At 59.8% G+C, this 22,706-nt stretch carries 25 protein-coding genes; 15 read left to right on the forward strand and 10 right to left on the reverse strand.

Features of this window, described 5'->3' with window-relative positions; genetic code table 11:
• The first annotated feature begins 252 nt into the window (after window positions 1-252).
• Window positions 253-1,101, forward strand: a complete 849-nt coding sequence (locus tag OP10G_RS12180; protein ID WP_025225610.1) for an SGNH/GDSL hydrolase family protein — start codon at window positions 253-255, stop codon at window positions 1,099-1,101.
• A gap of 166 nt (window positions 1,102-1,267) precedes the next feature.
• On the opposite strand, the gene OP10G_RS12185 is transcribed toward OP10G_RS12180, so the two are convergent.
• Complete coding sequence (locus OP10G_RS12185) at window positions 1,268-1,738, reverse strand: hypothetical protein (protein ID WP_144241118.1); 471 nt, start codon at window positions 1,736-1,738, stop codon at window positions 1,268-1,270.
• Window positions 1,739-1,841: 103 nt separating this feature from the next.
• Here OP10G_RS12185 and OP10G_RS12190 point away from each other — a divergent pair, with 103 nt between their 5' ends.
• On the forward strand, window positions 1,842-3,488 hold the full coding sequence (locus tag OP10G_RS12190) for a HEAT repeat domain-containing protein (protein ID WP_025225608.1): 1,647 nt from the start codon (window positions 1,842-1,844) through the stop codon (window positions 3,486-3,488).
• Window positions 3,489-3,614: 126 nt separating this feature from the next.
• Window positions 3,615-4,532, forward strand: coding sequence for a hypothetical protein (locus OP10G_RS12195; RefSeq protein ID WP_025225607.1), 918 nt, complete (start codon window positions 3,615-3,617; stop codon window positions 4,530-4,532).
• 14 nt (window positions 4,533-4,546) lie between these two features.
• Here the strand turns inward: OP10G_RS12195 and OP10G_RS24565 are convergent, their stop codons facing one another.
• Genes OP10G_RS24565 through OP10G_RS12210 form a run of 3 tightly spaced genes read right to left on the reverse strand, consistent with a single transcriptional unit; the run spans window position 4,547 to window position 7,780 of the window.
• A complete protein-coding gene (locus OP10G_RS24565) occupies window positions 4,547-5,821 on the reverse strand; it encodes an ATP-binding protein (RefSeq protein WP_025225606.1) in 1,275 nt (424 codons plus the stop codon).
• A gap of 22 nt (window positions 5,822-5,843) precedes the next feature.
• Window positions 5,844-7,370, reverse strand: a complete 1,527-nt coding sequence (locus tag OP10G_RS12205) for a DUF7125 family protein (RefSeq protein WP_025225605.1) — start codon at window positions 7,368-7,370, stop codon at window positions 5,844-5,846.
• Entirely contained in the window at window positions 7,367-7,780 is a 414-nt protein-coding gene (locus OP10G_RS12210; RefSeq protein WP_025225604.1) for a hypothetical protein, read from the reverse strand. The genes OP10G_RS12205 and OP10G_RS12210 overlap by 4 nt, the downstream gene beginning before the upstream one ends.
• A gap of 251 nt (window positions 7,781-8,031) precedes the next feature.
• Between OP10G_RS12210 and OP10G_RS12215 the strand changes: the two genes are divergently transcribed.
• Window positions 8,032-8,484: a response regulator gene (locus OP10G_RS12215; protein ID WP_025225603.1), complete on the forward strand. Its 453-nt coding sequence runs from the start codon at window positions 8,032-8,034 to the stop codon at window positions 8,482-8,484.
• A 76-nt stretch (window positions 8,485-8,560) separates the two neighbouring features.
• Here the strand turns inward: OP10G_RS12215 and OP10G_RS12220 are convergent, their stop codons facing one another.
• On the reverse strand, window positions 8,561-9,244 hold the full coding sequence (locus OP10G_RS12220; protein ID WP_025225602.1) for a hypothetical protein: 684 nt from the start codon (window positions 9,242-9,244) through the stop codon (window positions 8,561-8,563).
• A 399-nt stretch (window positions 9,245-9,643) separates the two neighbouring features.
• Between OP10G_RS12220 and OP10G_RS12225 the strand changes: the two genes are divergently transcribed.
• The 7 genes from OP10G_RS12225 (at window position 9,644) to OP10G_RS12250 (ending at window position 13,918) form a co-directional block, all read left to right on the forward strand.
• On the forward strand, window positions 9,644-10,924 hold the full coding sequence (locus tag OP10G_RS12225; RefSeq protein ID WP_025225601.1) for an Nramp family divalent metal transporter: 1,281 nt from the start codon (window positions 9,644-9,646) through the stop codon (window positions 10,922-10,924).
• A 109-nt stretch (window positions 10,925-11,033) separates the two neighbouring features.
• Window positions 11,034-11,519, forward strand: coding sequence for a PRC-barrel domain-containing protein (locus OP10G_RS12230; protein ID WP_025225600.1), 486 nt, complete (start codon window positions 11,034-11,036; stop codon window positions 11,517-11,519).
• Window positions 11,520-11,663: 144 nt separating this feature from the next.
• Entirely contained in the window at window positions 11,664-11,810 is a 147-nt protein-coding gene (locus OP10G_RS26840) for a hypothetical protein (RefSeq protein WP_158409209.1), read from the forward strand.
• 39 nt (window positions 11,811-11,849) lie between these two features.
• Window positions 11,850-12,590 carry a sterol desaturase family protein gene (locus OP10G_RS12235; RefSeq protein WP_025225599.1) on the forward strand — a complete coding sequence of 247 codons (741 nt, stop codon included), beginning with the start codon at window positions 11,850-11,852 and terminating at the stop codon, window positions 12,588-12,590.
• 21 nt (window positions 12,591-12,611) lie between these two features.
• On the forward strand, window positions 12,612-12,938 hold the full coding sequence (locus tag OP10G_RS12240; RefSeq protein WP_025225598.1) for an ArsR/SmtB family transcription factor: 327 nt from the start codon (window positions 12,612-12,614) through the stop codon (window positions 12,936-12,938).
• Complete coding sequence (locus OP10G_RS12245) at window positions 12,938-13,348, forward strand: SRPBCC family protein (RefSeq protein ID WP_025225597.1); 411 nt, start codon at window positions 12,938-12,940, stop codon at window positions 13,346-13,348. Before OP10G_RS12240 ends, OP10G_RS12245 begins: the two co-directional genes overlap by 1 nt.
• 12 nt (window positions 13,349-13,360) lie before the next feature.
• Window positions 13,361-13,918 carry a YdeI/OmpD-associated family protein gene (locus OP10G_RS12250; RefSeq protein ID WP_025225596.1) on the forward strand — a complete coding sequence of 186 codons (558 nt, stop codon included), beginning with the start codon at window positions 13,361-13,363 and terminating at the stop codon, window positions 13,916-13,918.
• 14 nt (window positions 13,919-13,932) lie between these two features.
• On the opposite strand, the gene OP10G_RS12255 is transcribed toward OP10G_RS12250, so the two are convergent.
• Window positions 13,933-14,577: a VOC family protein gene (locus OP10G_RS12255; RefSeq protein ID WP_025225595.1), complete on the reverse strand. Its 645-nt coding sequence runs from the start codon at window positions 14,575-14,577 to the stop codon at window positions 13,933-13,935.
• Between the two features lie 247 nt (window positions 14,578-14,824).
• Here OP10G_RS12255 and OP10G_RS12260 point away from each other — a divergent pair, with 247 nt between their 5' ends.
• From OP10G_RS12260 to OP10G_RS12265, 3 genes are all read left to right on the forward strand, one after another.
• Window positions 14,825-15,034 carry a hypothetical protein gene (locus OP10G_RS12260; protein WP_227624920.1) on the forward strand — a complete coding sequence of 70 codons (210 nt, stop codon included), beginning with the start codon at window positions 14,825-14,827 and terminating at the stop codon, window positions 15,032-15,034.
• A complete protein-coding gene (locus OP10G_RS27880) occupies window positions 15,031-15,324 on the forward strand; it encodes a ParE family toxin-like protein (RefSeq protein ID WP_084179172.1) in 294 nt (97 codons plus the stop codon). The genes OP10G_RS12260 and OP10G_RS27880 overlap by 4 nt, the downstream gene beginning before the upstream one ends.
• Window positions 15,325-15,412: 88 nt before the next feature.
• Window positions 15,413-17,680, forward strand: a complete 2,268-nt coding sequence (locus tag OP10G_RS12265) for an ATP-binding cassette domain-containing protein (protein WP_025225593.1) — start codon at window positions 15,413-15,415, stop codon at window positions 17,678-17,680.
• Window positions 17,681-17,946: 266 nt separating this feature from the next.
• On the opposite strand, the gene OP10G_RS27885 is transcribed toward OP10G_RS12265, so the two are convergent.
• Entirely contained in the window at window positions 17,947-18,177 is a 231-nt protein-coding gene (locus tag OP10G_RS27885; RefSeq protein WP_144241119.1) for a twin-arginine translocation signal domain-containing protein, read from the reverse strand.
• A gap of 179 nt (window positions 18,178-18,356) precedes the next feature.
• On the opposite strand from OP10G_RS27885, the gene OP10G_RS12275 reads away from it, so the two are divergent.
• Complete coding sequence (locus tag OP10G_RS12275; protein WP_025225591.1) at window positions 18,357-18,974, forward strand: pentapeptide repeat-containing protein; 618 nt, start codon at window positions 18,357-18,359, stop codon at window positions 18,972-18,974.
• Between the two features lie 57 nt (window positions 18,975-19,031).
• Here the strand turns inward: OP10G_RS12275 and OP10G_RS12280 are convergent, their stop codons facing one another.
• The 3 genes from OP10G_RS12280 to OP10G_RS12290 form a co-directional block, all read right to left on the reverse strand.
• Window positions 19,032-20,168 (reverse strand): hypothetical protein, encoded by a 1,137-nt coding sequence (locus tag OP10G_RS12280; protein WP_025225590.1) that lies wholly within the window; start codon window positions 20,166-20,168, stop codon window positions 19,032-19,034.
• 226 nt (window positions 20,169-20,394) lie between these two features.
• Window positions 20,395-22,011: a tyrosinase family protein gene (locus OP10G_RS12285; protein ID WP_227624921.1), complete on the reverse strand. Its 1,617-nt coding sequence runs from the start codon at window positions 22,009-22,011 to the stop codon at window positions 20,395-20,397.
• A gap of 172 nt (window positions 22,012-22,183) precedes the next feature.
• Entirely contained in the window at window positions 22,184-22,573 is a 390-nt protein-coding gene (locus OP10G_RS12290) for a hypothetical protein (RefSeq protein WP_144241120.1), read from the reverse strand.
• Between the last annotated feature and the right edge of the window lie 133 nt (window positions 22,574-22,706).

The following is a 22,706-nucleotide window of genomic DNA, read 5'->3' on the forward strand; positions in this document are numbered from 1 at the left end:
AGTTCACCTTCTCCTTTCGGGCTCCGACACCGGCGAAACTTCGCCGATGGATCGGCCCTCGCCCTTTATATCACGGTAAATAAAAAATAGTCCGCAGTTGCCGCGTTCCGCAACTTCAACCTTTCCATTTCCTCTCGATCCGATCGAAGGGAATTGGCCATTTCAGCGAACGGGTCTCGTTTCTGAATCGTCCGACCCTTGACCCGTCGGTGATGGGCGGCGGGATAATCTGCAGGGGGATAATCTTTGGGTATGAGGATTGGGAGGCGAACGAAGGCGAGCCGAAGCCTTCGACTTTTGGGGGTCTTCGTCTTGGCGGCGGTTCCTTTGGGGATTTGTGGGAGTCCACCTCAGGACCCGGGGGAGTCGGTCGAGATCGGCATTCTCATCGGCGACAGCATCGCTCACGGCTTTGGCCATTCGCCCGTGATCTACAATGAGCGAGGAGACGTTTTCCTGGAAGATCATTACCGCTTCAAGGCGGAAGCGGATGGTCCGGTGGAGTCTCTGGCCGGTTTCTTGGGGACTCGTCTTTGGCTGAACCGGGGAGTTACCGGCAATCCGTCGTCGTCGGTAAAGGCTCGGTGGAACCGCGACGTGATGGAGAAACTCGATCGCGGCCGTCAAAAGTCGACCTATCGCGTGCGCAGCCTCCTGATCAGCGTGGGACTGACGGACATCGGAGCCGCGGTGGGTACCGATCGCATGCCGGATGCTGAGTCCAACCTGCGCGAGAATCTCTTGCTGTTCGTCAGGCAAGCCAAGAAGGAGGGATTCCGCATCGCATTCCTCGAGTTGCCCGATCCCGACCGCGCACCCATGGGACGGACGTTCCGGACTCTCGATGGACGCACCGTGGAATCGTTCTGTGAAAGCCACAAATACGACGAAGCGAGCTGCTCCGAGTTCAACGGCGCGGTGAAGCGAACTCGCAGGTTCATGGAAGGCCGGTTGCGAAGAGAAGGCGCCGAGATCTTCGACTATGCAAGCCTCCTTTCCACCGAGGATTTCCTCGACGCCACTCATCCCACCCCAGAAGGGTACGAGGAGTTGGGAAAGATTCTGCGCGAGAAGTATCCACGCGCAGCCGCCGGGCATTGACGCTCTTTGCGTCTGGGGATCCCCTTAGATGCAACGTTTGCCCCATCGGGGGTCTAAGTGTATTCGGGTAAGGAAGCTGCAGTGGACCGGGGGGCGGGCCAGCGCCTCCCACTATCGTAAGCCAAGCTAGGGGCGACCCGGTTTCGGATCGCCCTTTTTGGCTGAGCTACGGCCGGTCGCCGAGAAAGCCTACGTCCAGCGTCGCCACTTGGCGGCCGTCGACCATCGCGAGGGGCCACCGTCCGGGCAGTGGTCGCGTGCTTTGGGAGAAGGCGTTGAAAATAAGCGCCTGAGGTGGGCCGTTGGCGGGAAAGTCTTCGGCGGCGGTGAAGGTTCCGCCCGTCCCATCGTGTCCCTCCAGCTCTTCGTGGATCATCCGCGTTTTCGGGTCGGCCACCGATAATCGAACGTGGATCTCGAGGTCGGCTTCGCCTTTCCCGGGGGGCAGGTCGAGCTTGGCGTTCTTGTTTCCGAGCACCACAACCCTCATCGGTCGATCGATGTGAAACTTCCACGAGAGTTCCGATCGGCTCCGATTGCTCGTGTTGGTGGTCGAGTTGACCGCCGTAATGCTGCCCGCACCGCCCCGGCATCCAGTCAATAGCAAGAGCCCCACGAAAAGCACCCTCCGAGACATGGATACATGATAAGCGGATTGCCCGCGAGAGTACTCCTCGAAACGGCCTACGAGACCGTAAGAACCGATCACTGTCATTGCCGATAGTCGTTACAATTGCCATGTGAGATACGCCGGGTGGATTTTGTGCCTGCTCCTCCTAGCGGTGCCGCGGCACGCGTCGGCGATTTGGTACATCCTCCATGATAGCGACCCCGAACTGGCGGTCTCGCCGATCGTCGTCGTAGGCTATTGGCCGAAAGCGAAGCGGATCCCGCACGTCCACTGGGTTGGAAAAAACGCTATCGACCACTCCGAAGTCCGGACTCAACTTCGGGTATTAAAAGTGTTGCACGGCGACATTCGAGCCGGACTCTTGCCGATTCGTTACGACGTCGGTGTTTCTTGGAACGATCAAGGAACATGCCTAAATTCGGACTCTTCGACCGAGGAAATTGGCGACGTAGACGACGTCACGAAGCCAAACATCTGGTTCCTGAAGTGGGGCAAGAGCTGGGACAAACGCGATCCGAGGCGCACTCTCACGGTCTATTCGTATCGCTGCATTCAAAGCCGGCGATTCATTCCCTACTATGAGATCTTGCGCCGGCCGGAACGCGACCGAATGATTGGCCGACTGCTCGAAAGTCGGGATTCGAAAATCGTCTACCGGTCGTTAGACTATGTTTGCGGCCCAACTCTGCCATGGCCGTTCACTTCATTCAGGACCAAGCAGGAGCTACGTCCCACTCCACCTCAAAGACCTCAGTTCATCGGTCTCATGCTGAGATTGGGACGGGTGATCGACGGGCGTATGCTCGACTGCCGTCCACTTGCCACGGCCCTCTTCTCGAATCTGTCGGGGCAATCGGCGGTGCCTAGGCTTTGTGACCTGCTCAAGGATCCACAGCCGGAGGTCCAACTGATCGCTGCCGGCTACCTCGTTCAACTGGGCAATCTCAGTTCTCTTGCCGGTATCGAGCAGGTCTGCCACACGGCCGGCACACTCAATCGTTCGGGCGCCACCGCAGGGGGTGACGACGAGAGACGTTGGAGAGAATCAAGGTTCTCCTGTGAGTTGATCAAGGCGATGGAGCGGTCCCAAGACCTTCGATACGTGCCTGCTTTGATCGGGTTTCTGGAGGACGATTCCTTCGGAGGGGCAGTTGACGAGGATATTGAGATGCCCACGCTCTACGCACGAGATGCCCTCGATCGACTTACGGGTTATCGCTTCCCGCCGGACGTGGAATCCTCTCTCAAGGCTTGGCGCCGCGTCGGTAGTTTAGCCGCCGATCAGAGAAACGAGCGCTTGCGGTCCTTACTGGGTGATTGGCGGGATCCCCTGCAGGCTGTTGCCGTGGAGCTCGGGCCGGTTCAGCCCAGCCCAGATTTTGGAACGAGGACGCTCGGAGAGATTCGAGTGACCAACAACTCGACACAAGCGGTTGCCATTGCAAAGCGGCCCACTTCGTTTTCCCAACGATGGGAACACGGATCAAGTTCGGGAGGCTTCGACAGCCCCGATAGAGTCGCCGAAGAGCCATTCATAACCCTTCGACCGGGAGAAGCAACTTCGTTCCGTGCCTATCTAATTCCCGAACTCTTCTCGGGTTCGGGGCGTGCCGAGCTTTACTTGAAGTATCTAAAGGTCGATCCTCGACGGGGGCGAAAGGCGTGGGTCGGTGTTCTTCGGGCAAAGATTAGTTTGGCAAAAGACCGGAAGCCGTCCACGGCATCGCCACCTGAAGCGCCGCCGTGCCTACAGTAATCGAGGCAATTTCAAATGAAGATGAGAAGCCTCGTTCTAGTCGCGGACTTTGGCGGGCTGGAGTTGCAGCGTTTCTATCCTACGGCTCCTCATCCCATCTGAACGTAAGAAGCCTAGAATAGGGCCGTGACCTTCGCCTGTCTTCTCCTCGCCCGTTTGCTGTCCGCTCAAGAGCCACTCGCGGCGCCACTACCGGAAGGAAATGTTGGCCTCGCATCCAAATACCCGGGTGACCGTGGGATTGAAAAGGATCCGGCGGTCATCTTCCGTGACGACTTCGAGGTCGGATTGCCGCAGGATCGCTGGGACAACGTGTTTCAAAAGGAAACCGTCCAGATCGCCACGGCGAAGGAGAACGTGCACGGCGGATCGAGGTCGATCGAAATGACCGTTCCGAAGCAGCGGCAGGAGAAGAGCAACGCCGTCGTCAAGGACCTCAAGGGGTATGACACGGTGTTCTTGCGCGTGTACTCCAAGTTCGATCCCGACTTCGACCAGATCGGCTCCAGCCACAACGGCCTATACCTGGCCGCGATATCGCCGAATATCTCTTACTCGACGCCGGGCATCAAGGCGGACGGCAAGAACAAGTTCGTCGCGAGCTTCGAATGCTGGCGCGGAGATCCTTCGACCGGGTCGCCCGGCGGGCTGAACGTCTACTGCTACCACCCCGAAATGCGGTCGGACTATGGCGACCACTTCTTCCCCTCGGGCCTGGTGCTGCCAAGCACGTATTTGAAGGGGAATTTCGGCCCGAACTTCCTACCCCGCCTCGACATCGCGCCAAAGCTCGGCGAATGGCAGTGCTATGAACTGATGATGAAGGCCAACACGCCCGGCCGCCGCGACGGCCGGATCGCCTGCTGGCTCGACGGCAAACTGGTAGCCGACTTTCCGAACCTCCGCCTGCGCGATGTCGACACGCTAAAAATCAACCACGCCTCCCTAGACCTCCACATCGGCGATAACAGTATCCGCTCCAACCGGAAGTGGTACGACGACGTGGTCATCGCCACCTCCTATATCGGCCCGATGGGCGGATAGCACGGATGCGGACATTAGGGAAGGGAGAAATAGAAAGTCGATCCCTTGCCCACAGAGGACTCGGCGGAGACGGAGCCGCCGTGTCGCTCGATGATTCTCTTGACGTTCGCCAGGCCGATGCCGGTGCCGGGGAAGTTGGCTTCGTTCACCAGGCGCTGGAAGGGCGTAAAGAGGCGATCGGCGTAGGCAAGCTCGAAACCGATCCCCTCGTCTCGAACGAAAAAGGCGCCCCCTTCCTGGCGACCGACGGTTATCTTTCCCCCCTCGGGCGAGAACTTTGCCGCGTTATCCATGAGACTTTGCAGGACGATTTTGATAAGAGCGGCGTCGGCTTTGGCTACAAGACGTCCGACGACGATGACGTTCAAGGTTCGATCGGGATAGCGCGGACCTACCCACGCTTCCACCTCTCGCGCCATCTCGGCCAGGTCGACCGTTTTCTGTTCCAGCGGCTGGGTCGCGAGGCGGACGAACTGCAGCATGTCTTCCACCATCCGCGCCACCCTAAGGGCGTTGTGGACCTGTCGTTCCAGCATCTCGGCGTATTCTTTGCTCAGTGCGCCGGACGCTTCTTGCTGAAGAATGCGAGACGTTGCGACGATCGCGCGGAGGGGGGAGCCCAGGTCGTGGGCCATCGAGTAGGTAAGGGTGTGCACTTCCTTATTGGCGGCCTCCAACTCGGCGGTTCGCTCGGCCACTCGGGACTCGAGGGCAAGGGAAGCGATCCGTAAAGCTTCCTGCGCCTCCTGGCGCTCCACGATCTCCGCTTGTAGTTTTTCGTTCGACGAGTTAAGCCCTTCCCGAAGCTCGTGCTGCTCGAGCGATGAGATCAGGAGCGCCTCGTTCATCGCGGCCGCTTCGCGTAAAAGCCGCTGCCCCTCCGCGAGGTTTGTCACCTGAATCATGACGCCCACGGCCAACTCGTCGGCGTCGACGATGGCCCACATGGAACAGGACCATTCGGTGGTCGGCAGCCCAACGACCTTCACCACCGGCTGCCGAAATTCCGGCTTCGCGTGGGTAGCCGGAGAAAAGACGTGGTCGATTAGGTCGGCGTACTCGGGAGACATTCCCGAAGGGAGTGCGTCGTCGAACGACCGGCCAATCAGCTCTTCCTTTTGTACGCCGAAGAGACGGCGGAACGCCGGATTCGCGTACCGCACGATGTGAGTGTCCCCCTCCACCGCCAACATCGGCTCCGGAGCTCGCTCGGCCAGCAGCCGGCAGACCTCTGCTAGGTCCGGAACATACCGTTCCCGATTTCCAAGACCTTGTGGCGGTTCGGCCATACCTTTTTAGAGTGACGGAGATCTACGATGAAGTGTCCCCACACTGAGAACCCTCTTTAGGAGCGGCCACGCGCTCCCCGGCGTCGGCCCAAGGGCCGGGCACTCCCGTTGTCAGACCCTGGTAACCCCTCAGGCGTTCGCCAATAACGATGCCTTGAGAGGAGATTTCGTATTCGCACATGTCGATGCTGTGACTTCCGCTACGCATTTTGACCACCATGAGCATCCGGCGGAGCTGACCGTTGATCGAGACATAGCGGAGGCGAAGGATATCGTCGCTAAGAAACGATATGGCGAAGTTCGAAAACCCCATCGAAGTGAAATTCTCTTCGACTTCGACAGTGGAGATAATGGTGACCCCCAAGCGGGTGAGCGCGCCGATCATGCGATAGAGCGACTCGCGGAAGTCGGTTCGGAACCCCGGCGCCAACGCCATCTCGAATCCGACTAACGAGTCGATGACGAGCCGCTTGGCGCCCGTGCGCTTTACGGCGGCCACTATCTCATGTACGGTTTCGTCAACCGAAAGGTCGAGGGGCCGGAGGTAGAGGATCTCCAACATCGCTTGCTTGCGCCCTTCGTCGAAATCGAAGCCAAGCTTGGCCGCCCGAGCGGCGTACTCCTCCGGAAGCTCTTCGAACACGGCGACGATTCCCGGCTCCCCCTCGGCAAGGCCCTGGCTGATGAAGTGGGTGCCGAGAATGGACTTTCCCGATCCGGAAGGCCCGGCAACCAACATGCTGTGCCCGGAGGGGATGCCGCCGGACATCATCCGGTCAAGCTCCGCGACGCCGGTCGAGAGCCTCCGTGCGCCTTTGGTGGTGCCCGGATGCGCGGTGAGGCCAAATGTTCGCGGGAAGACCTGCAAGCCACGGCCGCTGATGCGGAACGTGTGAAGCCCCGGGACGGTTTCCTGGCCCCGGCACTTCATAACCTGCAACTTTCGAACGATAGAATTGCGTTCCACCGATTGGTAGAGCCAAAACAGTCCGTCGGAGACCGTAAACACCGGATTGTCCTGAATCTCCGAGTCGGAATACTCGCCGATGAGGAAGGTTGTCGCCTGCCAACTCGTGAGGTGCATCGCCAGCCGCTGGACGAAGCTTTGCAACTGCAGTTCGTCGCCACCAACTTGCGCTTTGCGGACAACCGTGCGGAACGAATCGACCACGACGATGCTCGGGTTCAGCTCTTGTACTTGGCGGACAATCTCGGCGAGAACGGCTTCCAGGTTCTTCTCGATCACGAGATCGCTGAGGTTCACAAATCGAACCGCCCGATTTACCATTTCCAGATCGAAAAAGCTGAACTGCTGTTGGTAGCGCAGCATCTTGATTGCCGGCTCTCCCAGGACCGTGAAGTAGAGAGCGGGACACTCGGGCGTGGCGTTCGCAAAGATGATCTGGTGGGCGAGCGTGGTTTTGCCGCAACCGGGCGCCCCCGCGATGATGTTAAAGGAATACTCGGCTACTCCGCCGCCCAAGACCTCGTCCAGGCCAGAAATCCCGGTCGGGAGCTTGTTGATAGTGATCTTGTCCTGCTGGTTCATGAGTTATTCCCACCCCCTGCGACTTCGTCTGCGAGATTTGGCCAGATCCCCCGCACCAATTGCAGGGTCAAGGGTTGGCCAATAAAGGTTGCGAGCAAGGCTAGAAGCTGAGCAATCAGTTGAACTTCGGCCTCGGCCCATCGGCTGTGGCTCGTCTGCGGGTCAAGGGGCTCGAACCGCTCAAGCGCTCCGTCGGCGCCGACGCGGAGGCCGGCGAGGAGCGGGTCTTGCGTTTTCGCCAGCGAAAGCGCGCGGGAGAGGAGAGCACGGAATCCCTCGGTTCCGGCTAGCTTGATCAGAGGTTGACGCAGCTCTTGACAGACACCAACCGCGGCGTCGACGCTCGTGCGATCCTCATTGGCGAGGAGCCGCCGAGCGAGGTCTCTGATCTCTGGCGTGGTGTTGTTCACGTCTCCCCAGTCTTCGGATCCCCGGTGTTCGGATGGATGGGTCTTCGAATAGAAGGTCGCGAAAGCCGTCGCGCAGCTTACTCCGTCGCGCCCGGCCCCTCAACCATACCATCATTTCTGTGGGAGCGCTTACAAAAGAAGAGGAAAGCTCATTTGCAGCTCGGCGCATCCGTGGCCAGGGTATTGCGGAGATTTGCTTGCTTTGTAGTATTACCTGGGTCGGATCGCGGTCCCTGGGGGACACTGCATGTATGCCCAATGCCTTCATTCTTTTGGCCGAGGACAGCGAAGACGATGAAAAGCTTACGCTTCGGGCACTTCGCGACTTACCCTCCTGCTATTCCGTGCGGGTAGCTCGGGACGGCGGCGCGGCCGCTGAAATGCTGGGGTTGCGAGGAGGGGCGAACTCGAATGCGCCTCTGCCTATTTTGGTGCTGTTGGACATCCAGATGCCAAAGATAAACGGCCTAGATCTGCTTCAAATGATTCGCGACGAAGGGAGAACGAACCTACTCAATGTGGTCGTGTTCAGCAGCTCTAACCGGAAAGAGGACGTAGACCGGGCCCACGGCCTTCGGGCGGAGTATCGGCAGAAACCGATGGAGTACTCGGAATACCTGGATACGGTGAAGAGCGTGGTCAGCCAGGCGTTGCCGAGCTTCCATCCTGAAGCCAGCGCTTTGTCGATGGCGCGGCTGGCGTAGGTCCCGCCGATTGGCGGGGTCGCTTTCAAAATGCTACCGAGCGGTGTGGCTGCCGCCGACCCTTCCCGCAAGCAACTTAACCCTCCCTGTTCGTGTGCCGGGTGAAAAAGCTTTTGGCCCGGGCGGCAAATTCTCCGTCGGTCATGTGGCTGATATTGGCCACCTCGCTTGCGGAGATTCGCTCCGCGAGTGCTTCGTTACGGTTCTCGTGCAACTCGGCCACGAAGCGATCCATCTCGCTGCTAGCGCCTTGGCCGTCCCCCATCAACAGGATCCGGTCGGCTCCCTCGAGCTTCTTCGCAAGCGCTTCGTAGAACTGCTTTCGGTGAGGTCCTTGCTGGCCGCCGGAATCGCCCTTCGGGTTATGGACCTGCTGGTCGTGGCCTTGGGGATCGAGAGGCACGACGTGCTCGGGTATCGCTTCCTCCGCATCGGCGCGAAAGATACGGGCGCCGGAGTGATCGAGAACTACCAACACATCCCTGGCGAGCGTTTGCTTCGGTTCTTCCGCGGTGTTGGTGCTTTCCAAGAAGCGGCGGATGTGCATGAGCTCCTCGACCTCGACATCTTTGCCGCGGCTGTGAAGGATCAGCGACTGCCCGTTCCGGGAAAACTTCATCTTGCCGTTCGCCTCTTCCTCCAACTCACCGATGTGGTTGAACACGGCGATAAGGCTGCGCCATTCTAGGTTGTGGGCGACTGGATGGCGAAAGATGGATTCGAAAGTGGCCCGATCGGCGCTGGAAAGTGTGGATGGCATGTGGATTCTCCCTTAAGAGGCTCCGCAGCCAAAGCAGCCGATTCCCGCCTATTTGCCGGATCGATTGCTGATGCAAATTATGAGTGCGCCCCTCCTCACATGACTCCGAACTCTGCTCCCTGTTCCTTGTACTGCGAGATTCGGCTGAATCGGGGTGGCATGGGGGAACTCTCCATCTACTCGAATCCCAGCCGCCGCCCCGGCGTTGAGGCACCCGAGTAGTCGCCGAAAGGTCTCTTCTTCTTCGGTGTAACGGCCGAAGGTCTAGCAACCCCGGGAAGCCTGTTCGGATTGCTCATCTATATCCTTAAAGCGTCCCTCTGTAGCGCCGGTACGGGGAGTTAGTGGTGCCACCGCCTTCGGTTTACGATTATCGATTAGACTGAAGGTCTCATCGAAATGCCTGAACTTAAAGAGTCCGACTCTACTCCTCGAGGCATTCGGCTCCTCGGGCCCGGCCTGATTACCGGCGCATCCGACGACGATCCTTCAGGCATCGGTACCTATTCTCAGGTCGGCGCCCAGTTTGGTTTCGGGATGCTGTGGACCATGTTGTTCGCGTACCCGCTGATGAGCGCGATCCAGGAAATCGCTGCCCGCATTGGCCGTGCAACCGGACATGGGATAGCCGGGAATCTGCGCCGTCATTATCCAACTTGGTTCAGCGTCCCCATCGTTACGGCATTACTTATTGCCAACATACTGAATATTGGCGCCGACATCGGAGCGATGGGTGCATCGCTGAAACTGCTGATCGGCGGACCCGCCCTGCTTTACGATGTGCTCTTCGCCTTAACGTGCGTTCTAGGCATGATGTACTGCAGCTACAAGCGCTATTCAGGGATCCTCAAGTGGCTTACCGCAGTGATCCTTGCCTATGTGGCAACTGCATTCATCGTAAAGGTGCCTTGGACCGAGGCGCTGAAGGCGACGGTGATTCCCGGATTTAGCACCAGCTCAAGCTACTTGGCCGCTCTCGTAGGGGTGCTCGGCACTACCATATCCCCCTATCTGTTTTTCTGGCAGGCTTCGGAGGAGGCGGAGGAGGTGCATGACAGCAAGATCGAAAAGGCTCTTACCCGTGCCCCCGAACAGGCGAAGTCGCAATTTCACCGGATTCGGATCGACACTTACGTCGGAATGTTCGCCTCCAATCTGGTGGCATGGTTCATCATTCTCGCGGCTGCGGTCACCCTTCACGCTCACGGCGTCGTCGACATCGATTCCGCGCAAACCGCCGCCAAGGCGTTGAAGCCGCTGGGAGGGAACTTGGCATTTCTCCTGTTCGCGGGTGGAATTATTGGCACTGGCATGTTGGCGGTACCTGTATTGGCGGGTAGCGCCGCTTATGCGGTGGGAGAAGAAATGCATCGGCGTGTAGGTATTGACTATTCTCCTCGGCGAGCCCCGTTCTTCTATATCGTGCTGGCAGTAGCGACGGCGATCGGAGTGGGTCTGAACTTTACGCCTATCAACCCGATCAAGGCTCTTGTTTGGTCGGCCATGATCAATGGAGTCGTCGCATCCCCGGTGATGGTAGCGATGATGTTGATGATCCGCAACAAGAAGGTCATGGGGGATCTTGCGGGGGAAGGCAAGTATCTTTATGTCTTCGGATGGCTCGCTACCACAGTCATGGTGGCGGCGGTCGTGGCAATGTTTGCCACGATTGGCAGGTGATCGTAGAGTTCTCATCGAGCGACATTCGAATCATGACTTTTGAAGCCTGATTAATGAGATAGGTGCGCGGATAGCCGCACAAGTATCTCCTTTCCGTCGTCGTAACTCGGTGAAACAGAAAACTCAGAAGATCAGCGGACTTATCGGACGTCCTGTCGTAAGCATCGCGGGTGGCGTTAAGGTGGGTACGGTCAAGGATGTATTGATCGATGCCGACACCCTTAAGGCTACCGCCCTCCTAATTTCGGGCGACTCCGGCCGCGGTGGCCTGCCATTTGCCCAGGTCATCGCCATCGGCGACGACGCGGTGACCATCGAGAATGTCGAATCCGTCTTCTGGGCGTCGGCCACGAGCCCAGGGCCCGGGCGTGAGGCACACGAGATCAACGGATTGCCCGTGGTGGACTCCGCTGGCATCAACGTGGGCAGCGTCCACGATATCGAGCTCGTTGGCGACTGTGTCAAGTCACTGGATGTTCGATCGGGCGGTCTCTTCGGGATCGGAGTGTCCAAGTCCAAGATCACGAGCCACGCCATCAGAACCATCGGCCCCAAAATGGTGACCGTAGAGGCCGCCACGCCAAGCCCAGTGTAAGGGAAGGTCGCACGAGGTCAATCGCCGCAGGTTCCTTCCTTATGCCCAGGTTCTCAATAGGCAGCTCGACGGCTGGCTATATAGAATGAAAGGTTATAAAACGGCCGGGAACGAAGGGCGAGCGTGAAAGCGTCTCCATTTTTGATGAAAGAATCTCTCAAACTCAGCCAGAGGGCGCGACAGAGGCTTCTCGTGGTGGTCGTGCTTTCCGTCTTGGCCGCCGCCGCTTTCGCGGTTGGTTTCCCAGACGCTCTTATTGGTCCAGTGGGCGGCTCTTTGGCCGGCTACTAACTCCCTGCTGCATAACGACGGCCGCGTCCCCTCGGAAACATGACTTCACCGGATCTGCCGAAGTTGGTCCTAGGGGTATTCGCGAGCGGATTGCTTTTCGTGGCCATCAGCGCGCTGATCTTTTGGCCGCTTGAAGAGCTGCTCGAAGGTGAGAGGGCGGCGCGGCCGAAGTTCAAAGACATCGCCTATCTGTGGTTCTACCAATCGTACGGGCTGTGGATAGGCGCCGGAATCATTTACGAGATCGCCTTCCTTTTGAGGGGTCACCTACCCTCCACCTGGAGTCTCTTCGTCAAGCATCAGCCGTTTTGGCTTCAGGCGGTGGTGGCGCTATTGATGGCGGAAGTTTGGGTGTACTCGGTCCATCGCCTATCTCACCGGTGGCCGTTTCTGTGGAGATTTCACCGGGTGCACCATACGCTGGTCGACATGACCTGGAGCGCGGCGTCGAGACAGCATCCGGTGGACTTCTTCCTCACGATCGTGGGCGCGAATCTGCCTGCCATGCTCCTGGGGATCGACCTTAGATCCATCGCGCTATTCGTCTTCTTGGAGAGGCTTTACACGGTCATGCTTCACTCCAATCTCAACCTGGACTGGGGCTGGTTTTCCAAGGTTGTCGCCAGCCCCAACGTCCATCGTCTCCACCACTCGCCTACTTGCCGCGGCAAAAACTACGCGGGCATTCTGAGCCTTCTCGATGTTCTGGCGAATACCTACCAGTCTCCTAATGCTAGCGTCAAAGTCGGGAAGCCCCCGGCTGATTTGACAAACCCATAACTGTTCGGTTATGATTTAGCGGTGTCCGAAACGACCAGCCGGGACCGACTCTTCAAAACCCTTGCGGATCCCTCGCGGAGGGCGATCTATGAGCGGATTGCTCGGGGTGGGGCGCAGACGGTGCATGCCCTCACGGATCGGTCGGGGATCTCGCAGCCGGCGGTATCCAAACATCTGGGCGTGCTGAAGAAAGCCGGTTTGGTCGCAGACGAACGATCGGGGAGGGAAACCCGATACAGCGCGACGCCCGATGGGCTCGCACCGTTGCTCGACTGGATGAAGCACTACGGGACCTTCTGGAACAAGCACCTCGACGAGCTCGAGAATCTACTTAACAGGATCGACTAATGAACGAAGACCAAACTCAAACGCAAAGCGTGGTGATCGAGCGGGAACTGCCGCACGTGCCGGAAAAGGTATGGCGCGCGCTTACCCAGCCGCAGCTCATCGAGCAGTGGCTTATGAAGAACGATTTCAAGCCGGTGGTGAACCAGGGTTTCACCCTGAGCGCCGACTGGGGTTCGGTCGAGTGCCAAGTCGTGACGGTCGAGCCGAACAAAACGCTCGCGTACACATGGGCCGCCTACGGCCTCGAGAGCGTCGTCACCTGGACTCTCACCCCCTCGCCCACGGGAACCCATCTTCGGATGGAGCACTCAGGGTTTGGCCCCGATCAACAGCAGGCATACAAGGGCGCCCAGTACGGGTGGGCGAATTTCCTCGACAACTTGGAGAAGGTTGTCGCGAAGCAAGAGTAGGAGGTCAACCGGATGTCAAAAACCATCTCGAAAATCCGTTTCACCGCCACCCTCTTCCGGCCGGCTGGCGTGCCGAAGGATGACGCTTGGACCTTTCTCAACCTACCCAAGGAGGCCAGCGACCAACTCCCGTCACGCAGCATGACGTCGGTTGAGGGGACCATCAATGGGTTTGCCTTCCAAGCCACCCTTGAGCCAGACGGCAAAGGCGGCCACTGGCTCAAAGTGGACCAGAAGCTGCGCGGGGCCGCGGGCGCGGAGGCCGGCGACCTCGTCACGCTGGAGATCGCACCAATGGCCGTCGAGCCCGAGCCTGAGGTTCCCGCCGATCTGTGGGAGGCTCTCCTAGCGGCCCCTCCGAAAGCGCTCGCCACCTGGTCTGACATTACACCGCTCGCCCGCCGGGACTGGATCCACTGGATCACCTCCGGAAAGCGAGCGGAGACCCGCGCCAAGCGGATCGGAGTGGCCCTTTCCAAGCTAACCGCCGGCAACCGCCGCCCCTGCTGCTTCGACCGCTCGGGCATGTACAGCAACAGCATGAGCTGTCCGGTCGCCGACGTGGAATGAGGCTACCACAAGAGCTAGGCAGATCTTGGGGCGGCTCCGGCGAAGAGAATTAGGTTTCCGTCGGGGGCCTTTACCACGAATGTATGGGCACCCCATGGTTCCTCCCGCAGCCGCTGGTGGAACTCGACACCCGCTTCCTGGTACTCCAGGAAGAGAGCCTTGGCGTCCTTCAGGACGATCGAAGCGGCAAGGAGCGAGTCTCGTTCCATCCGCTCTAAGTCAAAGGGGAGGTCCTGTACGTAGCGAAGATTGAGCGCCACGCCGTCCCTCGCCACCTGGGCATAGAACGGGGGGTCACCGTAGGCGAAAACAACGGAGAAGCCAAGTTTGCCGAAGTATTCAAAGGCGATTGCGATATCGGTGACGAAGAGTTGCGGCTCAGCCCGAGTGAGGGTGGCGCAGTTAGTCGAAGATGGAGTGTTTTTGCTCATGGAGTCAATCCTTTCCGCGAGCGACTGCCAACTGTCGAACCCGTGTTGGCGGGCAACTACCTCCTGGGCATCTTTCAGGCGGAAGTCCGCTTGAAGAATGTCCCGGTCGGTCCACCCGGCGAACCGAGGCAAGGCTGAGCGGATGGCGGAGGCGACCGAAAAGTCGCCCTCCCGGTGCCGGCGCAGAATGCCCTTTGCCCGCTTACGCAGGTTTTCTAGGTTTGGCATGACGAATCGCGGAGATTCGTAGGCGGGCATTGCCCTTCGACATTGTGTCGGCGCACCCTACAGGAGCCCTTCAATCATATCATAGGAGCGCCAGCGCAAGGAGGCGTGGGGGTGTGAAGGACGAAGGCGAACAGGGAGGCGTGATGACCCGCTTCTGTAGGCTCTACGACCGCCGTTCGGGTCGGGGAGGGTGATGGCTTCTCGCGCGTGGGTGGGACGAGAGCTTGGGAATCGTATAATTACGTGAATGATGAGTAGCGCCTTCAGTAAAGCCGTCGAACTGGCAAGCAAGCTTCCGGAGAAGGATCAGGACGCACTGGGCGCGTTGTTGCTTGAGGAGATGCAGTCCAACAAGCGCTGGGCAAAGCTCTTCGGGTCGTCACAAGACCTGCTCTCCAAACTCGCCGACGACGCTTTAGCCGAGCATAAGGCAGGCAAGACCAAGCCCTGGAAATGAGGCGGTCAAAGCCATTTGCGGGCCGCTCACTTACAACTTCTGCGTTCTGGGAGAATTTTGACCGCCTTCCAAATCCTGACCAGGAACAGGCCCGAGAGGCTCATCGGCAATGGCTTGCGGACCCAAGGCTACCGGGTCTACGATTCAAGAAAGTCCACGGTCGCCGTCCGATCTACTCGGTTCGCGTGAACATTACGGTTCGAGCACTGGGCGTCCAAGCCGAGGGAGATATTGTATGGTTTTGGATAGGTCCTCACGACGAGTACGAAGCGATCCTTAAGCGGCTCTGACCGTCCGGATCGTCGCTCGTTCTCGTGGCAAGCGAGTTACGCCGATACGATCTGCGAATCGAGGCGCGCGTTGAGGCAAAATCACGCGATGGCTCACCCGGATTACGGTTCGATTATCATTCGCGGCGCGCGGGAGAATAACCTTAAGAGCGTTTCGCTCGATATTCCCAAGCGGCGGATTACCGTGTTCACGGGGGTTTCGGGGTCGGGGAAGTCGTCGCTGGTCTTCGGCACCATCGCGGCCGAGAGCCAGCGGCTCATCAATGAGACGTACCCGGCTTTTGTCCAGCAGTTTATGCCGCATTACGGGCAGCCCGAAGCTGACCAACTGGAAAACATTTCCGCCGCGATCATCGTCGACCAGCAGCGGCTGGGGGGCAACTCGCGCTCCACGGTGGCCACGGTCACCGACGCCGCGCAGATGCTGCGCGTTTTGTTCTCGCGCCTCGCCGAACCGCACCTCGGCTCGCCCGGGTTCTATTCTTACAACGACCCGCGCGGCTTGTGTCCTGAGTGCGAAGGGATCGGCCAAGTCGCCGCCATGAACATGGCGGCCGTCGTCGACGAGAGCAAATCGCTCGCCGAAGGCGCGTTGCTTTGTCGAGGGTTCGAGGTCGATAGCTGGTGGTGCGCCGCCTATTTCCGTTCCGGTTTGTTCGACATCGACAAACCGATCCGGGACTACACGCCGGAAGAGCGGGACATGCTCTTCAACCTCGACGACGGGCGCAAGGTCAAGGTCGACAAGATCAATCTAACTTACGAAGGGGTGATTCCCAAGCTGAAGCGATCTCTGGGAAGCAAGGATCCAGAGACGCTGCAACCCCATATCCGGGCGGAATACGACCGGGTATTCACCCGTAAGCTCTGTTCGGCTTGCCAAGGTGCCCGGCTCAACGCGGCGGCGCTAAATAGCCGCATCGACGGGCACAACATCGCCGAACTGTCGGCCATGCAGGTGAGCGACCTTGCCGAATGGGTACGCACCATCGAGGCGCCGCAAGTCGGTCCGATGCTCGGCGCCTTGGCTACCCGCCTCGAAAACCTTGTCACGATTGGGCTCGGCTACCTTAGCCTCGACCGGGAAAGCTCGTCACTTTCGGGCGGCGAAAGTCAGCGGGTCAAGATGGTGCGCCATCTCGGCAGCTCGCTCACCGACATCACCTACGTGTTCGACGAGCCGTCCGTGGGGCTACATCCGCACGATGTGGGACGGATGGCCGGGTTGATGCAGCAACTGCGCGACAAGGGGAATACCGTGCTCATCGTGGAGCATAAACCGGATATGATCGCCATCGCCGACCACGTGGTGGATATGGGTCCCTTAGCCGGCACGAAGGGGGGCGAAGTGGTCTACGAGGGGGATTTCGCTGGGCTCCTGACCTCCGGCACGCTGACCGGTAACCACATGGGTCGGCATCAGCCGACCAAAGAGAAGGTGCGCAAGCCGACGGGGGAGCCGCTTAAGATCGAGCATGCGAGACTGAACAACCTTAAAGACGTGTCGGTTTCCATTCCGCGCGGAGTGCTAACGGCGGTATCGGGCGTCGCCGGCTCGGGCAAATCCAGCCTCATTCAAGGGTGTTTGCCCACGGCCTACCCCGAGACGATCATCATCGATCAGAATCTGGCGCGCGGCTCGCGTCGGTCCAATACCGCGACCTACACCGGGATTCTCGATAACGTCCGGAAAGCGTTCGCCAAGGCCAACGGGGTCGACGCGTCGCTGTTCTCGGCCAACTCCAAGGGGGCGTGTGCCGACTGTAACGGGCTCGGCGTTATCTACACCGACCTTGCCCATCTGGATCCGATGGTCACCACCTGCGAAACCTGCGACGGCAAGCGATTCCTGCCGGAAGTGCTCGAGCACCGGCTGCGCGGGAGATCGATCGCCGATGTCTACGAAATGAGCGTCGAAGACGCCGCAACGTTCTTCACCGAGCCGGCGATCGCTAAGACCCTTCAAGGCCTCGTCGACGTGGGCCTCGGCTACCTAACTTTGGGCCAGCCGCTCTCCACCCTCTCCGGAGGCGAGCGCCAACGGCTAAAGCTTGCCGCCGAACTGGGTAAGAAGGGGAACATCTACGTGCTCGACGAGCCCACGACAAGTCTGCATATGAACGATGTCGACACCCTGATCGGGCTATTCGACCGCCTCGTGGACGCCGGCTCCACCGTCATCGTCATCGAACACAACCTCGACGTCATCGCCCGCTCCGACTGGGTCATCGACCTCGGCCCCGGCGCCGGCCAGCAGGGCGGCACGGTCCAGTTCGAAGGCGTACCGGCCGGTCTGGCGGCACAGGCGAACACCCTCACCGGGCGATATTTGGCTACTCGTAGGGGACCGAGTTGACGCACCCCCCTTTTTCTGGCACCCCTCCGGGGTGCGAAGTTTGGGCCGACCGTAACCCCGGGTCTTCGACCCGCGGCTAAGTTCTTGTGAGCCCTCCGGGCTCGTGGCCTTTCGCTCGCAAACTCAGGTGCTCCGGCGACCGTAAGTGCAACGGAAGGACGGTCCGCAAGTGTACGGCACGTTACTAGCCAGGCCTGCGACCCTTGACTTGCCTCCGTCCCCATGTTCTTTCGGATCGGAACGAGCCCGGGAGGGCTCCCGAGAACTTAGCCGCGGGTCGAAGACCCGGGGGTTCGGGCCGCAATCAATTTCGCACCCCGAAGGGGTGCCAGAATCTGCGGCCCGGACCTTCTGCCAATGCCCTTCGTCGAGGGCGAGATCCTCGGCGGTAAGGAGCCCGACGGCTCGGCGCGGAGCAATCGGCGAAGCGTGTCGTTCCGAAAAGCGGCGACGCCCGCCGCGGCGGAATCCGCGATAAAATGCCGGCGGGAGACCATGGCCGATTCTACAGGGGTTGAGGGGATGGATAGCTCGCTGGGAGCCGCACGGTGAGATTCTCACAACTGGCGGGGAGAAGGGCCAAGCGACATTTGGCCGTGAACCGGGACTCTCGTGCACAGCGATGACAGGATTCCTCCTTTAGACAGAGGGGGTACTCCTGTGGCATGATCGGAGAATGGACGGGGTGGTCGTATGGGAAGATCAGGAGTTCACCGATCGTTCATTTACCACCTTAAGCCTCGAGTCTGGGGCGACATTCCGGGCGTGCCGATTCTGTCGGTGCACGTTCGACAAGGCTCGTCTGAATGAGCTCGTGACGCGGTCGTGCGTCTTCGACGAGTGCTCGTTCGTCGGTGCTCAGCTCAGCAGCTCCGTCCACCATGCATCGTCATTCTTGAACTGCGGTTTCTCGCGCGCGAGCCTATTCGGGGCGCGGCTGCACGAGTGCCGGTTGATCGGCTCAGATCTGTCCACCGCCGACTTGGCCGGGCTGATGGTCGAGGGTGGCGACTGGTCGTACTGTCTCTTGAGACAGCAGAATTTGGATGGAACGGACCTAAGCCGGGTTAAGTTCGTGGAAGCCGATATGTTCGGTTGCTCACTCAAAAACTGCGATCTGCGCCGCGCGGTCCTGCGTCAAGCTAACCTTCAGCAGGCGGACCTTCGTGGTGCCGACCTCCGAGATGCCGATCTCGCCGAAACCGATCTGCGGACCACTAATCTTCGGAAAGCCCGAATCACGATCGAAGTCGCGATTGCCTTCGCGCTTTCTCACGGGATGACTTTCGAGTAATTCCCTACGAGCTATTTACTTGGCACGCTTAAGAAAGCCGCCGATGGGCGTATCCGGCTACCGGAAGGCATGATAGAGCGGCATCGGCTCCGGGGTCCAGCGGCCTTGGAGCCGCTCCAGAGTTTCGCGAGCCGCCTGGCCCATCGCTAGGAGGTGGCCGAACTCCTCCGTCGTGCGGGCGAACTGGTCCAGCCGCATCAGCACCCGCTGGTGCCAGGTAGAGGCGCCCCATTGGTAGTCCTTTTCTAGGTTCCGATGCACCATCCAGGTGCCATTGCTGATCATCCAATAGGCGCAAGCCTCGGTCATTCGCCGGCCGAAGAGCCGGTCGTCGCGCACTTCGGGAATGGCGGGGGCCAGACGCTCCCGATAGCGGCGCTCCACCATCGGCGCTACGTCGTCGGGCAGCCGTTGGGCGAGCCAGCAGTGCGGCATGCACAGCCGGCAATACGCCGTATCCAGAAGGGCGGAATGGTAGCCGCCCACCTCGAAGTCGATCAAGCGCACCCGTCCGGCCATGAGCACGGTGTTGTCCGGGCACGAGTCGTTGTGAACAAAGGCACGGAACGGCGCGGGGTCGTCGATGGCCTCGACCAGTGAGTCGTATTCGTCCCAAAAGGCCGGCCCGACTTCCTGTCCTACCGCCGAGAACGCCGTTTGCAAATCGCCTCGAAGCCATCGTAGGTCGCCCCAGCCCTGTCCTCGACGCTCGCCGGGAATCGGTCCCACGTCTTTGCGGATCGCCCGGAAGAGCTCCTCTTTCCTGTGCGTACCGGCGTGGAGGTCGGCCACGGCCTCCGCATGGAGAGCGAGTGCTTCCCTCGCGAGGTGCGGATCCTCTCCCATAAGGGCGGTCGCCACCGAGTCGTTCTTCCCAAGGTCCTCGGAGATAACGAGCCATTGCGGCCGGTCGCCCCCGTAGAAACGGGGAACCAGCCCAGAGTCGGGAAGTACCTCGCTCAAAAAGGCGAGGCTCGCCCACTCATCCAAGAGCCCGGCTGGCGGCTCTCCGCCGAGCTCGTCGGCCGCCGCCATCTTCACGATCACGTGAGTAGGGAATCCGGATAGGGCGTGGTTGAGTTGCCCGCGGTAGCAACGGTCCTCGCGTAGCGTCTCAGTTGGCCCCACCCGCACCTCGCCGCCCCAATTCTCGGTGAGCAATCGCTCCGTGGCAGCAACGGCTTCGGCACGCATCGTTCGCGAACGTTACCCTGGCGGTCGCATAAGATCCACCTCTGGCGCCCCGAGGCCTTTGAAAGGGGATAAGGAAGATAGGATCTTTAGCGCATTGAACGGCTCTGTTGCTGTTTGCACAGAGCTTGACGCTCGCGGGCCCTGCTCGCTAACGCGGTGGCGGGCTACCGCAGTCTGTAAAAGCCGATTGCGACATAGAGTGCGGTAGCGAAAAGCCAACGGCGGGTTAGCCGCCGCGGACCAACGCGGATTTGAGGACGGGAAGCTTTCCACCGTGGCCGTGCGCGGGTACCAACCGAATGTTCACTGCTGTCGTCGCATTGGCTCCCAGCGTGTGAAATGCTTCTGGCGTCTTCGGTAATGGAACGGAGAAGGTGGCGTCGCCGGCCATTCCGGGCATGCTCATCATTTGTCCGAAGAACGCCACGGTGCCGGCATAGTAGGGGCTATCGGCTTCGACGGTTATTACATCGGCCGGGGCTCCGACGATCACATCGAACTCTCGCGTCAACGATCCTTCGCGGGGACGCGCCAGCGTGACTTCCGCGATGAGGGAGGACGTCGGTCCGGCGGCCAGGTGGCTCCGGATCGCCTCCGTCGGTACTCCGATCGAAACCGTGCCTTGGTGAACGGACCCTCTGATGGGCGTCATGGCAACTTTCGTTGGACCGCCGTTCGCTGGTCCAACGATGAGTTCGCCGAAACCCGGTTCGTAATCGTAATCGAACCGTTCCGTGCTGAGATACTCACCGGCCTGGCTATTGCCTACATACTCGCCTCGGCCGTTGACGTAAAACAGGAAGGGCTCACTGGAAAGCGTCTGCAGGTCTTGCCCGGTCGGCAAATACGGCAAGTGGAGCGCCTTTTGCTTGCGGGTCCACACATCCCAGAGCCGATCCATATTGGCGTGGTGCAGGAAGAAAACCGGATCCACCGGCGACAGGAAGTTTGTCATGTTGCCGTACGGACCGGGATCGAGCGGGCCTACTCCGCCAATGCAATTGTGAACCTTGTTGTGAGGCAGTCCTTCGAGCACGGAAAAGGCATTCGCACCGGATGCCATCGAGTTATGGGAGGGGGTTTTGGCGCTCGTAAAGCTAAGGTCGTTGACCTTGTTATAGAAATTCGTCGGCGCGAGCCCAGTGTAAATGACGAACGGGGAAACGTCGTACGCAGTCTTCGGGTCGAGTTTGGGGTTATCCCGCGTGAGGTACCTCGAACCGCAGGGGTTGGCATAGGCGATATTGCCGGAGATTCCCCCATCCTGTTGCGGGCTGTAGCCCGTGACATCGTTCCAAAGCAATGTGAAATCGGTGTACCCGCGAGCCTTTAGCTGCGCCCGTTGCGCATGGGTAAGGCCGTTCCAGTACTCCAAGAGCGGCTGCTTGGCGAACGAGGTGAAGACGGCCAGATTACGCGTATACGGAATGAACGCCGCGCTCTCGGGGGTTAGCACGCCATCGAACATGGCGTCCGGGATTTGCGGCAGGGCTGTCCAGTCCCAGTAAGGCATAGCAAACGAGGCATCGCCGCTCAGGTTGCGGATCGTCTCCTCGAAATAGCCTACGTAACCGCGGTGCCACACATAAAACCACCAGTTTCCGTGGGGGCAATCCATGAGATGGATAAAGGCGTTGCGAAACCAGTTTTGGGGGTGGTCCGCCGGGAGCCTCAGCATCGCTTCTACGCCCTTGGCGTAGCTGGCGAGCGCTTTTTTGCCACCCTCACTGGTGACGTTGTACCGTCGGTATTTAGGCGCGGAAGATCCGGCAGCGAAGCTAAAGGGGAGGGCTAGCGCCCCCGCGGCGGCCGCCGTCGTCCTGAGAAAGTGGCGGCGCGTCACTCCTGTATTTGTGTCATGCATGGCTAGTCCTAAAAGATTAAAGAAACGAAAGAGCGACAAAATCCTTTCGGTTCGTAGTATAGGCCAAGTGTGGACTTTGTGGGTAAGAGCCGGGTCGCTTTAGGCCGAACCTAGCACTTTACGGAGATATGAACGCGAGCACACGAGCGCTCTAGGGCAACATCCGATTGACCTTGGCGACCCAGTTCGTATCCACCCCGTGCTGCAGGAGCAGTTCGGAGAGCTGCCCGACGTGCCCCTGCAGGTGTCGTAGGTTCATGAGCTGGTGGGAGAGCTTGGAGATGTTCGGGTACCAAGAGAAGCCGCTCTCCTGACTCTCGAGATCCAGATCGTCGACGGTACCGTCAATGAGGCCGTCCACAAATCGGACGTACTCCAGAACCTCCGCCGGTTGGCACGGCTCGGTTCCAGGGGCCAACTCGTACGGCTCGATCTCCCACGGCGCCCGCCACATCTCCTCGAACTCGGGCCTGCGCCGGACGGCGGTCCCGGCCGGTGGTGGTTGGAAGGCGTCCCAGGTAGAGGTGAGTGAAGTAGGCATCGTGGAAAGCGATTCGCCAGAAAGGGCGGTCAATCCCACCCCAGGGCGGATCTTCCGGGCGGGACGGCGCCACGTTGGGCAAAGTCCAGAGCTCTTCCGGACATACCTCGACACATTCCGCCAGCATCGCCAA

The organism is Fimbriimonas ginsengisoli Gsoil 348, from assembly GCF_000724625.1.
GTDB lineage: Bacteria > Armatimonadota > Fimbriimonadia > Fimbriimonadales > Fimbriimonadaceae > Fimbriimonas > Fimbriimonas ginsengisoli.

Coding starts and splice junctions, on each gene's coding strand:
- OP10G_RS12180 (WP_025225610.1), top strand. CDS start 253: ATGAGGATTGGGAGGCGAACGAAGGCGAGCCGAAGCCTTCGACTTTTG.
- OP10G_RS12185 (WP_144241118.1), bottom strand. CDS start 1,738: ATGTCTCGGAGGGTGCTTTTCGTGGGGCTCTTGCTATTGACTGGATGC.
- OP10G_RS24565 (WP_025225606.1), bottom strand. CDS start 5,821: ATGGCCGAACCGCCACAAGGTCTTGGAAATCGGGAACGGTATGTTCCG.
- OP10G_RS12205 (WP_025225605.1), bottom strand. CDS start 7,370: ATGAACCAGCAGGACAAGATCACTATCAACAAGCTCCCGACCGGGATT.
- OP10G_RS12215 (WP_025225603.1), top strand. CDS start 8,032: ATGCCCAATGCCTTCATTCTTTTGGCCGAGGACAGCGAAGACGATGAA.
- OP10G_RS12220 (WP_025225602.1), bottom strand. CDS start 9,244: ATGCCATCCACACTTTCCAGCGCCGATCGGGCCACTTTCGAATCCATC.
- OP10G_RS12225 (WP_025225601.1), top strand. CDS start 9,644: ATGCCTGAACTTAAAGAGTCCGACTCTACTCCTCGAGGCATTCGGCTC.
- OP10G_RS26840 (WP_158409209.1), top strand. CDS start 11,664: ATGAAAGAATCTCTCAAACTCAGCCAGAGGGCGCGACAGAGGCTTCTC.
- OP10G_RS12235 (WP_025225599.1), top strand. CDS start 11,850: ATGACTTCACCGGATCTGCCGAAGTTGGTCCTAGGGGTATTCGCGAGC.
- OP10G_RS12245 (WP_025225597.1), top strand. CDS start 12,938: ATGAACGAAGACCAAACTCAAACGCAAAGCGTGGTGATCGAGCGGGAA.
- OP10G_RS12250 (WP_025225596.1), top strand. CDS start 13,361: ATGTCAAAAACCATCTCGAAAATCCGTTTCACCGCCACCCTCTTCCGG.
- OP10G_RS12255 (WP_025225595.1), bottom strand. CDS start 14,577: ATGCCAAACCTAGAAAACCTGCGTAAGCGGGCAAAGGGCATTCTGCGC.
- OP10G_RS12260 (WP_227624920.1), top strand. CDS start 14,825: ATGATGAGTAGCGCCTTCAGTAAAGCCGTCGAACTGGCAAGCAAGCTT.
- OP10G_RS27880 (WP_084179172.1), top strand. CDS start 15,031: ATGAGGCGGTCAAAGCCATTTGCGGGCCGCTCACTTACAACTTCTGCG.
- OP10G_RS12265 (WP_025225593.1), top strand. CDS start 15,413: ATGGCTCACCCGGATTACGGTTCGATTATCATTCGCGGCGCGCGGGAG.
- OP10G_RS27885 (WP_144241119.1), bottom strand. CDS start 18,177: ATGGTCTCCCGCCGGCATTTTATCGCGGATTCCGCCGCGGCGGGCGTC.
- OP10G_RS12275 (WP_025225591.1), top strand. CDS start 18,357: ATGGACGGGGTGGTCGTATGGGAAGATCAGGAGTTCACCGATCGTTCA.
- OP10G_RS12280 (WP_025225590.1), bottom strand. CDS start 20,168: ATGCGTGCCGAAGCCGTTGCTGCCACGGAGCGATTGCTCACCGAGAAT.
- OP10G_RS12290 (WP_144241120.1), bottom strand. CDS start 22,573: ATGCCTACTTCACTCACCTCTACCTGGGACGCCTTCCAACCACCACCG.